The sequence below is a fragment of the Citrobacter sp. wls716 genome (genome assembly GCF_005280975.1).
Lineage (GTDB): Bacteria > Pseudomonadota > Gammaproteobacteria > Enterobacterales > Enterobacteriaceae > Citrobacter > Citrobacter youngae.
This window is the reverse complement of the sequence record NZ_SZWX01000038.1, coordinates 1-13,923: the sequence shown is the minus strand read 5'-3', so window position 1 is coordinate 13,923 and position 13,923 is coordinate 1. Positions and strand designations below refer to the sequence as shown.

The following is a 13,923-nucleotide window of genomic DNA, read 5'->3' as shown; positions in this document are numbered from 1 at the left end:
CTAATTTTACCACGATACGCTTAGTGTGGGCCACGCAGCTGTTGCTGCAAGGTGAGTAATCGTTCAACCTCCTCCAGTCTGCGCTGCGTTGTGCGCCTCACCTCCTGTGGGTTGCGTTCAAACAGACTTTGCGCCCCCAGAATATGTTCCGCCAGACAATGGGCATAAATCGTGCCAGGAAGCTTCCAGCGACGCACAGCATCACCGTCAATCACTTCCAGTACATCTTCTGTACCGCATCGGTCATGGCTGATAATACGTCCGTCACGCAGATAAAGCCGCAGACCTTTTTGCCCACCAGTTGGACCCGCGTACTTATTCAGCCAGATATCCAGTGGAATGCCGCTAATCTGCCCCTGAAGATGAGCTTCACCCTCTGCCGTGGTCAGGTCACTCTGGGGGATATCACGCCCCAGACGGTCTTTAGCACTCACTAACCGCAGCACCATCTCATTATTCCCTCCCAGATACCGTACCGTTTCCCGCAGCATTGCTAACACGTGCGTACCGATATCCAGAATCACGCCATCCGGGTGGCGAAGTTCACGCGTGTCCGGTTCACCGGTGGCAAAGTTAAGCGCTATCGGCTCCCCTGCGGTGTTAAACCCGCTTGGCTCCTGCAAGAAACCTTCGATTTTCACAATCTCGGCAAAAGTGCTGACCAACCCTCGCTTCACCGTTTCGATGCGCGCCATCCAGTGGTCTAGCGCCAGCACGCGATCAGCAACGCCGGGTTGAACCAGCAGCATTTTCAGTTTTTCAATTTGGGAAAGCGTGGCGACAATAGGTTTTTCAACCACGATACGTGCAATGGGAGAGGCCAGGGATTGTTCAAGCACCTCAAGGTGATGTAGGGATGCGGTCGTGATAAACAGGGTATCAAGAGGCTGAGTAAGCAGCTCTTCGAGCGACGTACAACGCGTCACGCCTGCTGGCTGTTTTGTGGGTTGAACGTCAAATCCCACGCAGCGTAGTGAATCACCGAACATGTTACGTAATGCAGGCAAGTATGCCGTTTCAACGACTGCGCCAAGTCCAACAAACCCAAACAGCATGTTCTTACCTCGAAAATTAAATGGCCGGGACATAACGTCTGCCCCGGCACAATCGAAGTGTTATCAGGCGCTGGTCACCGGTTTAGTTTGTGTATTCTCCAGCATGCGACGAATCGGAACAATGAGGACGATCAGTACTGCAGCGCAGATCAGCAGCGCAATCGAACAGCGCGCGAAGAGATCCGGCAGCATATCCAGTTGGTCAGCCTTCACATGGCCACCAATCAGACCCGCGGCCAGGTTACCCAGCGCACTGGCGCAGAACCACAGACCCATCATCTGTCCACGCATTCTTTCCGGCGCCAGCAGCGTCATGGTTGCCAGACCAATCGGGCTCAGACACAGTTCGCCAAGCGTCAGCATCAGAATACTACCCACCAGCCAGAATGGCGAAACGCCTGCACCACCATTATTCAGCACGTTTTGCGCTGCCAGCATCATCAGGCCAAAACCCGCTGCGGCACACAGAATACCGATAACGAACTTGGTGATACTGCTCGGGCGAATGTTCATGCTGGCAAGCTTCGGCCACGCCCAGCTGAACACTGGTGCCAGCAAGATGATAAACAGCGCGTTGATCGACTGGAACCAGACTGCCGGGATTTCAAAATCGCCGATCATACGATTAGTGTAGTCGTTAGCGAACAGGTTAAACGACGTTGGTTTTTGCTCAAATGCCGACCAGAAGAAGGCCGCGGAAACCAGCAGAATAAAGCAGACCAACAGTCTGGCGCGCTCTTTACGGTTCAGCCCCGCAAAGACAAACAGGTAGATGAAGTAGAGGGCTACGGATGCCGCAATCACATACACCAGCACGCTGGCTACCGCGACCGGGTTAATCACAATCACGCCCTGCGCAATCAGGGTAACAACAATTGCTACACCAACTGCCAGCGCCAGCAGCCACGTGCCCACACCGTTACGCTTCACAACCGGGCTGTTCCAGGTAGAGTCCAGCCCGACTTCGCTGTCGTAGCGTTTCATCGCCGGAACAGCAAATACGCGGAAGATAATTAACGCGACCAACATCCCGATGCCACCGATTCCAAAACCCCAATGCCAGCCATGAGATTTAATCAGCCACCCGGAGATCAACGGCGCGATGAAGGAGCCCATGTTGATGCCCATATAGAACAGCGAGAAACCGCCATCACGACGCGCATCGCCTTTTTTATACAGCGTGCCGACCATCACCGAGATACAGGTCTTGAACAGACCAGAGCCGAGCACGATAAACATCAGGCCGATAAAGAACAGGTTGTCACCCATGATGGCCGAGAGCGCAATCGACAGGTGACCAAGCGCAATCAGGATGGAGCCATACCATACCGCCTTTTGTTGGCCGAGCCAGTTATCCGCCAGCCAGCCACCCGGCAACGCGGCAAGATACATCGTACCGGCAAAGATACCGACAATCGCCGAGGCATTTTCACGCGCCAGCCCCATACCGCCGTCATAAACGGTAGCCGCCATAAACAGGATCAGTAACGGACGAATGCCATAAAACGAAAAACGCTCCCACATCTCAGTAAAGAACAATGAGCCGAGCGGATAAGGATGACCGAAGAAAGTTCGGCTTTCTTTTTGATTAACAGAGGATTGCATAATTCTCCCGAAAAGATATGTCGTGTGCTTGTAAACACCGTGATGTACGCCGGCCAGTTACGTAGCTGGTCGATTTTTTACATACGGCGAAGAGTTATTTAACCATTTTATAACCTGACAGTAGTTTTGTCTAGTACCAACCGGGTGACTTTAAGATGAAAATTCGACAATTGTCTACTTTCTTAGATTTAAACTTGGTAAAAAGCGAATAGTCATTGACAGCAAACAGACAGGTACAGGCGAAAAAAAAGCCCGCGATTTACGCGGGCCTCTATCGCCATCAGCAAGGTTACTTACTTTTTTTGATGTGCTTAATCAAACGCTTACGCTTACGCATCTGCGTTGGTGTCAGTGTATTACGTTTGTTGGCAAACGGGTTTTCCCCTTCCTTGAACTGAATACGGATTGGTGTACCCATGACTTCCAGTGATTTGCGGAAGTAGTTCATCAGATAGCGCTTGTATGAATCCGGCAGGTCTTTCACCTGGTTACCGTGGATCACCACAATCGGCGGGTTATAACCACCGGCGTGTGCGTACTTAAGCTTCACACGGCGACCACGCACCAGCGGCGGCTGATGATCTTCTACTGCCATGGTCATGATGCGAGTCAGCATCGCGGTGCTGACGCGACGGGTTGAGCTGTCATACGCTTCGCGCACGGATTCGAACAGGTTACCTACACCGCTGCCGTGCAGCGCGGAGATAAAGTGAACACGGGCAAAGTCGATAAAGCCCAGACGGAAGTCCAGTGTCTCTTTTACCTGTTCTTTCACTTCCTGCGTCAGGCCATCCCACTTGTTGACGACGATAACAAGTGAGCGCCCACTATTGAGGATAAAGCCCAACAGCGAGAGGTCCTGATCGGAGATCCCTTCGCGAGCGTCAATCACCAGCATCACCACGTTGGCATCTTCAATTGCCTGCAACGTTTTGATTACGGAGAATTTTTCTACCGCTTCGGTAATTTTACCGCGCTTACGTACACCCGCAGTGTCAATCAGCACATATTCGCGCTCATCACGCTGCATTGGGATATAAATACTGTCACGCGTGGTCCCCGGCATGTCGTAAACCACCACGCGGTCTTCGCCAAGAATACGGTTAGTCAGTGTAGACTTACCTACGTTCGGGCGCCCGACAATCGCCAGTTTGATCGGCAGATCCTGCGGATTGAAGTCGTCTTCAGGCTCTTCTTCGCCGTTTTCCTCGGCTTCCAGTTTCGCCCAGTATTCCGCATCTTCATCCACTTCTTCCTGCGGTGCGATATCATCCATCCACGGCAGCAGAACATGCTCCAGCAGGCTGAGGACGCCGCGACCATGGGACGCCGCGATGGGGTAAATTTCGCCCAGCCCCAGTGAATAGAAATCGACAACAGCCTGATCCGGATCGAGTCCGTCAGTTTTGTTGGCAACAAGGAAGGTTGGTTTCTGGCGCGCACGCAGATGCTTGGCAATGGCTTCATCTGCCGGCATCAGACCAGCACGCGCATCCACCATAAACAGCACAACGTCCGCTTCTTCGATAGCCAGCAACGACTGCTCAGCCATTCGGGTTTCAACACCGTCTTCGGTGCCATCAATACCACCAGTATCAATGCAGATAAACTCGCGGCCTTCAATTTCCGCACGACCGTACTTACGGTCACGAGTCAGACCCGGGAAATCCGCAACCAGCGCATCTCGGGTGCGAGTTAGACGGTTAAATAACGTGGATTTGCCAACGTTAGGGCGCCCGACAAGCGCGACCACAGGTACCATGTTTAAAGCCTCATTTAAAAAATCATCAGACAACGGACGCTATTTTTGCGCCATTGTTAAAAACAGTAAAACGGCCCCTGCACCAGGAGCCGTTTTTCAAAGCGAGCGGCCAGGACGATTAACGCGTAATGGAGTACAGCGTACCGTCTTTCGCCTGGATCAGCAGTTTACCATCAGCAGCGACCGGCTCGGTCAGGAAACCTGAGCTATCGACTTTCTGCTGAGCGACAAAGCGACCATCTTCAACGTTAATCCAGTGCAGGTAGCCTTCGCTATCGCCTACGACCAGGTTACCGTTATACAGAGCCGGAGACGTCAGCAGACGGTGCAGCAGATCGCTTTGCGTCCACAGCGTCACGCCGCCGTCGGTGGTCAGCGCCAGCACACGGTCATTCTGATCAACCAGATAGATACGATTACCATCGACGATGAAATCATTCACCGAGCCGAGCTCACGTTTCCACATGATCTGGCCACTGCGCAGATCCAGCGCCGTCAGGTTACCATTATAAGCCAGTGCGTAAACTACGCCATTGACGATAACCGGCGTGGTATCGACATCACTCAGACGATCGATTTCGGTTGGGCCAGTGGCCTGAGAGATACGCTGCTGCCAAATCATCTGGCCCTGCTGCATCAGTACGGCACTTACGCGACCATTATCGCCACCCACAATAGCTGCGCCAAAGGCGGTCGCTGGAGCAGATTCGCCGCGCAGTGACAGAGAAGGCATATCGAGGTTAACGGTCCATTTGATGGCGCCGTCAGCTTCGTTCAAGGCCTGCAACTGGCCGTTGCTGGTGTGGATTAACACCATGCCATCGCTCACCACCGGGCGAGACAGCGCTTCCCCGGCAACTTTCGTCTGCCATGCGGTTGTGCCGTCGCTGGTGTTCAGCGCATAAACTTGTGCTTTTTCGCTGCCAATATAAACATGGCCGCCGGACACGGTAACTCCGCCAGAAAGCTGAGCAGATGCACGGGAGAACCAGCCGTCTTTCTCACCCAGATTAACAGACCAGACTTCTTTGCCGTCGTCTGCGTTCAGCGCTTTCACCACACCGGCGCGAGAGGCAGCATAGACCACGTTATCCGCCAGTGCAGGATGAAGGTTGGAGTAGAAATCACCAATACCGTTGCCTACAGAAGTGCTCCAGGCAGTAGACGGAGTAAACTGGTTTTCAACCACCGGTAACGGGGACATCTTAACGACATCTTCTTCGCCACTAAACAGTGAACAACCGCTCAATAGGGTAACGGAAAGCAGCCCTGGCAGAAGTAATTTACGCAATTGCATCGGGTCCCTCTCAGATGGACAAATTATTGATTTTCATCTGCATCATTTCGCTCAGAGCAGGAGAGGCATCGCTTTTCACACCCGCTTCCCATGCGCTACGCGCACCTTGTTTGTCGCCTTTGCTCAGCAACGCTTCACCACGCAGATCGGCCACAATTGCCGCCCACCCTTCACCTTTAATGGTATCGAGTGTTTTCAGCGCGGTATCAGCCTGCTTAAGCTGAACCTGAACACGAGCAAGACGCAGATTAAGCACCGCTTTGAGATTCTCATCGCTGGTGGCAGCCAGGCCTTGTTGTAACTGGGCCGCGGCTTTCTCTAGTTCGTTTTGGTCAACAAACTGCTGTGCCAGTTCCATTGACGCTAATGCGCCGTAAGTATTTTTGTTCTCTGCGGCAAATTTCTCTGCGGCAGGAATGCTATCAGGCTTACCTGCGCTAACCGCAGTCACCGTATTTTGATACGCCAGAGAAGCAGAGCGTGCGGACTCCGTCTGATGACTGGTCCAGTAACGCCAGCCGACCAGCGCGCCAACCCCTAAAATTACCCCAACAACCAGCGCTTTGCCGTTTTCAGCAAAGAAGCGTTTTACCGCATCAACCTGGTCGTGTTCGTTCTCGTAAATTTCCACGCTGTCCTTCTCCTTAGCCCAGTAGAGTGCGCAAATGCGTGGCAACGCTATCCTGCGCTACTGCCGTTTGCTCACCAGAGCGCAAATCCTTCACTACAACGGTACCGTCAGCCACTTCGGACTCACCCAGTACCAGTGCAACGCGGGCGCCCCACTTATCGGCGCGGGCAAACTGTTTCTTAAAATTGCCGCCGCCGTGGTTTGTCATCAGTTTCACACCAGGAACTTCATCGCGCAGACGTTCTGCAAGCCGCATTGCCGCCGACTGCGTGTCTGCCCCCGAAGCGACCAGGTATATATCGACAACAGGATCGGCGTTAAATTCCGGATTAACTGCCTGAACTAACAAAACAAGTCGTTCCAGGCCCATGGCAAAGCCTACGGCCGGAGTTGCGCGACCGCCAAGTTGCTCTACCAGACCGTCATAACGGCCACCTGCACAGACGGTACCCTGTGAGCCCAGGCTGGTGGTGACCCACTCAAATACGGTGCGGTTGTAGTAATCAAGACCACGAACCAGACGCTGATTGACGGTGTAGGCAATACCTGCGGATTCCAGCAGTTTGCACAAGCCCGCAAAATGCTCGCGCGAGTCGTCATCCAGATAGTCGCCCAGCGCAGGCGCGTCGTTCAACAGCGCCTGTACTTCCGGGTTTTTGGAGTCAAGAACGCGCAGCGGGTTGGTGTACATGCGCCGCTTACAGTCTTCGTCCAGTTTATCTTTATACTGTTCCAGATAAGCGACCAGCGCATCACGGTAGTTCGCACGGGCTTCAAGCGACCCAATGGAGTTCAGCTCAAGGCTGACATGCTGAGAAATCCCCAGCGCACGCCACCAGCGGGCGGTCAGCAGAATGAGTTCAGCATCGATGTCCGGGCCTTGCAGGCCAAACACTTCGCAACCCAACTGATGGAATTGACGATAGCGCCCTTTTTGCGGACGTTCGTGGCGGAACATCGGCCCGATATACCACAGACGCTGTTCCTGATTGTACAGGAGACCATGTTCGATGCCGGCGCGTACGCAGCCCGCAGTGCCTTCAGGACGCAGGGTCAGGCTGTCGCCATTGCGGTCCTCAAAGGTATACATCTCTTTTTCAACGACGTCGGTGACTTCACCGATCGCGCGTTTGAATAACGGGGTCTGCTCTACAATCGGCAAGCGGATTTCACTGTAACCGTAGCTGCCGAGCACGTTTTTAAGAGTGCCTTCAATGCGCTGCCAGATGGCGGTTTCGCCAGGCAGATAATCGTTCATGCCGCGAATGGCTTGAATGTTTTTTGCCACGTTTATTCTCTTTATGGATATAAAAATGAACCCTCAGCGCTAACCCGGATAATACGGGCGCCATGCGGGTTCAATCATACACGGGAAGCACGCCGCTTCCCATCACGTTATTATTTTTCAAGCTGCTGCACGTCAATGCGTCGCGCTTCGTCCAGAATACTCGCTTTGGCGCGAATACGGGCTTCGAGCTGCGTAATCATGTCGTCGTTATCGAGTCGGTCCTTACGCACGCCGTCTTCATACAGGCCGCTTTTCTTGTTGCCGCCCGTCACGCCCAGCGTGGAAACCAGTGCTTCGCCAGGGCCGTTTACCACACAACCGATGATCGAAACGTCCATTGGCGTAATAATATCTTCCAGACGTTGCTCCAGCGCGTTCACTGTACCGATAACGTCAAACTCCTGACGCGAGCAGGTTGGGCAAGCGATAAAGTTGATGCCACGCGCACGAATGCGCAGCGATTTCAGGATGTCGAAGCCAACTTTGATCTCTTCTACCGGATCGGCCGCCAGAGAAACGCGCAGCGTATCGCCGATCCCTTCAGACAGCAGCAATCCTAAACCGATCGCGGATTTTACCGAGCCACTACGCAGGCCACCGGCTTCGGTGATCCCCAGGTGCAGCGGTTGATCGATCTGTTTCGCCAGCAGGCGATAGGATTCTACGGCAAGGAAAACATCAGACGCTTTAACGCTGACTTTGAATTGATCGAAGTTCAGACGATCGAGATGATCCACATGGCGCATAGCGGACTCCAGCAGCGCTTGCGGCGTCGGTTCACCGTATTTTTCCTGCAGATCTTTTTCCAGCGATCCGGCGTTGACGCCGATGCGGATAGGAATGTTTTTATCACGAGCGCAGTCCACCACCATGCGAATACGCTCTTCATTACCGATATTACCTGGGTTGATACGCAGGCAATCAACGCCGTATTCCGCCACCTTCAGCGCGATACGATAGTCGAAGTGAATATCGGCAACCAGCGGGACGTTAACCTGCTGTTTGATAAGCTTGAACGCTTCTGCGGCATCCATTGTCGGTACAGAGACACGAACAATGTCTGCGCCTACGCGTTCCAGCGCTTTAATCTGATTAACCGTCGCTTCCACATCTGTGGTACGCGTATTGGTCATCGACTGTACGGCGATGGGCGCGCCATCGCCGATCGGCACGTTCCCAACGTAAATGCGTGTCGATTTTCTACGTTGAATTGGAGCCTGGTTATGCATTAAAAAATCTCCCGCATTGCCGTCTGTTACTGAGCCGATGATTGTTCGGCATTAACGGTCAGACGCGCAACCTGGTTAGTTCTGATAAAACGACTCAGGTCGACAGGTTTACCCTGGAACTGAATCTGCACTGCCGCCGGAGCGCCAATTTTCAGTTTATATGGCGCCTGACCGACCAGATTCAGATTGCCATCTTTACGCTGCATGCCGCTGAACAGTTTTTTACCGGTTGCGTCGGTCACTTCCAGCCAGCAATCAGCGGTGAAATTCATCACCAGCGCGTTAGGATCGCCAGCCGGTGTAGTGACGCCAGCCTGGTCAGTCGGCAGCGGTGCCGCTGTCGCCGGTGCAGTGGGTGTGGTCGCTGCAGTATCAACATTGGCCTGAGACGGAGCCACAACGGCGTTTTGATCTGCGCCAGGAGCCGGAGTCGCTGCGGTATCCGGCGTTTGAGCGGCATCAGCCACTGCGCCATCATCCGGAGCCGGTGTACTGTCCTGGCTTGCAGAGGCGCTGGTATCCAGCGGCACACTCTGTGCGTTATCTTTACCAGCATTCAGTTCAGCGGAAGATTGATCGGCCATGGTGGTGATCTCTTCCTGCTGCGCTTTATGGTTCTGCCACCACCAGGCGCCGGTCAGTCCGACAACGACAAACAGTACCAGCCAGGTAAAGGTCATTAGCCAGCCGTCGCGTTTCTTACGACGCTTACCGAGCGAAAAACTTTGCATCGGTGCGACGTTGGCAGGACGAATCGGAGCCTGTTTTTCCAGCCCTGGCAACAGTTCTTCTTCAGGAATATGCACCAGACGCGCATAAGAACGGATATACCCGCGCAGGAATGTTGAAGCGAGATCGGCTGGTGCCTTATCTTCTTCAATATCGCGTACCGTGGAAACCTTCAGGCAGAGTCGTTCCGCGACCACCTGTTGGCTGAATCCGAGTTGTTCACGGGCATTGCGCAGACGAACGCCGGTGGAGAGTGCTTCATTTTTGTCGTGCGTGGCTTCAGTATTCATTCGCTACAGCTGCGTAATATTTGGGTTCTGATGCCGGCGAGCCACAATGCTCACCCACACCGCGAAACATCTGGTCAGTTAACCTTCGTCAGACAGTATAAAACCGTCAGACCATCAATGACAAAACAGCGTAAACCTGAGGGCTAAACGCTTGTTGCGCCGTTACATACTGCCTTAAAGTCGACAAAAACGCACCGTTATTATTGACCTGACGACAACAACAAAGAACCTCATCTGGTTTACGTTACACTACGGTACATGAATTATACCGTAGTGCACTCAACATCAAACGGTCTTGATGTCGATAGCATCACCCTGCATACGCTTACGCAGAGTACGCTTGGTACGGTCAATAACGTCGCCCGCCAGCTGACCGCAGGCTGCATCGATGTCATCGCCACGTGTTTTACGCACGATGGTGGTGAAACCATAGCTCATCAACACTTTGGAGAAACGATCGATACGGCTGTTGGAACTGCGGCCATACGGCGCGCCCGGGAACGGGTTCCACGGGATCAGGTTGATCTTACACGGCGTGTCTTTCAGCAGTTCAGCAAGCTGATGAGCATGCTCAGTGCCATCGTTGATGTGATCTAACATCACATATTCAATGGTTACACGACCCTGATTCGCATTGGATTTCTCCAGATAGCGGCGCACAGCCCCGAGGAACGTTTCGATATTGTACTTTTTGTTGATAGGCACAATTTCGTCACGAATTTCATCGTTTGGCGCATGCAAAGAAATCGCCAGCGCAACGTCGATCATATCGCCCAGTTTATCCAGCGCAGGGACAACGCCTGAGGTGGAGAGCGTGACGCGACGCTTGGACAACCCAAAACCAAAGTCGTCCAGCATGATTTCCATCGCCGGCACCACGTTGGTCAGGTTGAGCAGCGGCTCGCCCATTCCCATCATCACCACGTTGGTAATGGGACGCACGCCCGTAGCCTTCACCGCACCGACGATTTTCGCTGCACGCCAGACCTGACCAATGATTTCCGACACTCGCAGGTTACGGTTAAAGCCCTGCTGCGCCGTAGAGCAGAATTTACACTCTAATGCGCAACCGACCTGTGAAGAAACACACAGGGTGGCGCGATCGTCTTCCGGGATATACACGGTTTCTACGCGCTGATCGCCAACCGCGATGGCCCATTTGATCGTACCGTCAGAGGAGCGCTGCTCTTCCACCACTTCCGGGGCGCGAATTTCAGCCACTTCTTTCAGCTTGTTACGCAGCACCTTATTGATGTCAGTCATGTCATCAAAGTTGTCGCTGCAATAGTGGTACATCCACTTCATGACCTGATCGGCACGAAACGGTTTTTCGCCCATCTCTTTGAAGAATTCGCGCATTTGCTGACGGTTCAGATCCAGCAGGTTAATTTTTCCATTTTTATTTGGAACCGCAGGAATGACGACTTCAGAGGTGTTAACTAATTCAGACATAATTTTTTCCGGCCTCGTTGTTACACGTTGTGGCCCGTGGAGGGTTAAAAAGAAACGCCCCGGCAAGCGATCTGCTCTTCCGGGGCGTTGCATTGTACAAAGTCTGGCGCAGGGATGCCACGTTTGCACGAAGCATTAGCGAAAATAATATGTAAATCGCTAATTCATCTCCAAAGGATTTCGCGTCGCAGGAAGGCGGCAAGTTCGAGCATCCCCGGGAGCATAGAAAACTATGTGACCGGGGTAAACGAATGCAGCCAACGCATCTGCAACGTGAAAGACGCGGGAGATTAGCGAGTGCGCGGGCAAACCTCGCCTTCCCCAAAGAAATAGGCGATTTCACGCGCCGCAGATTCAACGGAGTCAGAACCATGGGTGCCATTCTCAGTAAAACTGTCAGCGTAATCTGCGCGCAGCGTACCTGCCAGCGCATTTGCCGGGTTGGTTGCACCCAGCAGATCGCGGTGGCGCTGTACGGCATTTTCGCTTTCCAGCACAGAAACAACAATCGGCCCAGAGGTCATGAATTCAACCAGACCGTCAAAGAACGGTTTGCCATCATGCTCGGCGTAGAAGCCGCGCGCCTGCTCAACGGTCAGGTGCAGCATTTTAGTACCGACAATTTTGAACCCTGCTGCTTCAAAGCGCGCAAAGATGCTCCCAATAACGTTTTTTGCCACCGCGTTTGGTTTGATGATGGAAAAAGTACGTTCAATAGCCATGATTACCTCTGAAAAAGATGTTTTGTTGTGGTTTACCTGGCGCGGATTATAAAGAGCATCCCGGCAATTGACTATTGACGAAGATAACATTTCTTTAAAATAAGATGAATTTTAGCAACAAACAGTGACCAACTGGTCTACTGCAACGAAAATCTCACCGCCGCCACCTGTCCGGCGTCATCCATCACCAGCAGTTGATAATCCCCTTTGGTCGCCAGCCGTAGCGTAAGACGACGTCCGCGTTCATCCAGCCGTTCACCGTTAAGAAACCACCAGCGTTCACCGCTCCCACCGCTGGTTTGCACCGGCAATGAGGCTTGAGCAGAACCGGGTAAACGCTTCACAATCGCGCCATCACGAATGCCTGTCAACTGCAACGGCTGCGAAGCGTCTTGTCCCAGCGGCGGACATGTGGCAGAAACTGGCGGTAATCTCGCCCCACGGCGTTCTGATTCCGGTAGCCATGGCTCCAGCGGCAACGGCCAGACGATTAACGTTTGCTCGTGCGCCTGCGGGCAATCCGCCGCCACACGCTTGCCTTCATCATCCAGCCAGACGGGGAAACGAATACCACTCACGCCCTCCTGTTCGGGCAATAACAACGTTGGCGGTTGGCTACCGTCCAGTAGCCAGGTCGCTAAGCGGCGACGACAGTTGCCGTCTCCGTCTGGCAAAAATTGCCCGCCTGGCCAGCACACCACGCCCCGACTGACCGATTTTGGTCGTGGGTCTTCCGGCGCATTTGTCCCGCGAGAGAGCAAAAGATTGCTGACCTGATTGAGCAACGGCACGGCACTGGCGAAACCAAACTGTCCCACCACCGGCGTACCGTCTGGCCTGCCGGTCCAGATGCCAATCACATAACGGGCGTTAACACCAATCGCCCACGCATCGCGATAGCCATAGCTGGTTCCCGTTTTCCACGCCAACGGCACCACGCGGCTCAGCGCGTTATCCGGCAGCGGTTGCGCTTCGTCAGCCATAATGCGGCGAATAATCCACGCCGCGCCGGCCGACATCAACGGACGTTCCAGCAGAGGATCGTCTGGCTGCAGACGCAGTTTTCCCGCTTTCCCCTGGCGGGCAAAGGCGCTGTACGCCGCCGCCATATCCTCAAGCCTTGCCCCCGCACCGCCCAAAATCAGCGACAGATTCGGTGCGGCCCCTGCGGGAAGATACAGCGGTAAGCCAACGTTACGTAACGATGCGGCAAAACGCTTCGGACCATAGGCTTCGAGTACCTGCACGGCGGGTAAATTCAGCGAGCGCACCAGCGCTTCGCTCATACTCACCGGGCCATGAAAACCACTGTCAAAATTCCCTGGTCGATAATCCCCGGTTCGACGCGGTACATCCTGCAACAATGAAGCCGGATGAATGAGTCCGTCATCCAGCGCGAGACCATAAACAAACGGCTTTAGCACCGAGCCCGGCGAACGGATCGCATTCACCATATCCACATGACCAAAACGGGAGTCGTCATTCATATCTACCGAGCCGACCCAGCCACGCACGCTCATATCGGTGTGATCGACCACAATCATCGCCAGCGAACTGCGCGCAGGTAAGCGCCCTTTCCAGTTTTGCGCCAGCTCTTCCAGTTGACGCTGCAATCCGGCATCAAGGGTAGTCACGATTTTATCGCTTCGGTTTTTTCCCAGCATCATGCGCGAGAATAACGGTGCTAACTGCGGCATTTGCCGGGGCGCCAGCCAGACCGGTTCTTCACGCGACTCCTGCACCTGTCTGGCAGGCCAAATGCCCTGGGTCGCCATACGTTCGAGCACTTTATTACGCGCCGCTTCAGCGCGGTCCGCCCAGCGATCCGGGCGCAGGCGGCTCGGTGCCTGCGGCAGCACGGCC

General features: G+C 53.8%; 11 protein-coding genes. All 11 read right to left on the bottom strand.

All coding sequences use genetic code 11. The features are described from left to right. Window positions 1–20 precede the first annotated feature (20 nt). Entirely contained in the window at window positions 21–1,055 is a 1,035-nt protein-coding gene (locus tag FDX24_RS13580) for a Gfo/Idh/MocA family oxidoreductase (protein ID WP_137364469.1), read from the bottom strand. A gap of 63 nt (window positions 1,056–1,118) precedes the next feature. Next, window positions 1,119–2,660: a peptide MFS transporter gene (locus FDX24_RS13575; RefSeq protein WP_115601669.1), complete on the bottom strand. Its 1,542-nt coding sequence runs from the start codon at window positions 2,658–2,660 to the stop codon at window positions 1,119–1,121. Between the two features lie 289 nt (window positions 2,661–2,949). Further along, window positions 2,950–4,422, bottom strand: a complete 1,473-nt coding sequence (gene der, locus FDX24_RS13570; protein ID WP_048210929.1) for a ribosome biogenesis GTPase Der — start codon at window positions 4,420–4,422, stop codon at window positions 2,950–2,952. A gap of 118 nt (window positions 4,423–4,540) precedes the next feature. Continuing rightward, the gene (bamB, locus tag FDX24_RS13565) at window positions 4,541–5,719 is read right to left on the bottom strand and encodes an outer membrane protein assembly factor BamB (protein ID WP_048210928.1); all 1,179 of its coding nucleotides are present in this window, start codon (window positions 5,717–5,719) and stop codon (window positions 4,541–4,543) included. A 10-nt stretch (window positions 5,720–5,729) separates the two neighbouring features. Next, entirely contained in the window at window positions 5,730–6,350 is a 621-nt protein-coding gene (locus FDX24_RS13560; RefSeq protein WP_005120429.1) for a YfgM family protein, read from the bottom strand. A 13-nt stretch (window positions 6,351–6,363) separates the two neighbouring features. Beyond that, entirely contained in the window at window positions 6,364–7,638 is a 1,275-nt protein-coding gene (gene hisS, locus FDX24_RS13555) for a histidine--tRNA ligase (protein WP_061068334.1), read from the bottom strand. Window positions 7,639–7,748: 110 nt separating this feature from the next. Next, window positions 7,749–8,867 (bottom strand): flavodoxin-dependent (E)-4-hydroxy-3-methylbut-2-enyl-diphosphate synthase, encoded by a 1,119-nt coding sequence (gene ispG / locus FDX24_RS13550; RefSeq protein WP_040233471.1) that lies wholly within the window; start codon window positions 8,865–8,867, stop codon window positions 7,749–7,751. Between the two features lie 26 nt (window positions 8,868–8,893). Next, window positions 8,894–9,886: a cytoskeleton protein RodZ gene (rodZ, locus tag FDX24_RS13545; protein ID WP_137364468.1), complete on the bottom strand. Its 993-nt coding sequence runs from the start codon at window positions 9,884–9,886 to the stop codon at window positions 8,894–8,896. Window positions 9,887–10,171: 285 nt separating this feature from the next. Then, the gene (locus FDX24_RS13540; protein WP_003037713.1) at window positions 10,172–11,338 is read right to left on the bottom strand and encodes a bifunctional tRNA (adenosine(37)-C2)-methyltransferase TrmG/ribosomal RNA large subunit methyltransferase RlmN; all 1,167 of its coding nucleotides are present in this window, start codon (window positions 11,336–11,338) and stop codon (window positions 10,172–10,174) included. A gap of 290 nt (window positions 11,339–11,628) precedes the next feature. Beyond that, window positions 11,629–12,060 (bottom strand): nucleoside-diphosphate kinase, encoded by a 432-nt coding sequence (gene ndk / locus FDX24_RS13535; RefSeq protein ID WP_003037710.1) that lies wholly within the window; start codon window positions 12,058–12,060, stop codon window positions 11,629–11,631. Window positions 12,061–12,197: 137 nt separating this feature from the next. Continuing rightward, window positions 12,198–13,923: penicillin-binding protein 1C (gene pbpC / locus FDX24_RS13530; protein WP_137364467.1), on the bottom strand; the 1,726-nt coding region annotated here is incomplete at its 5' end.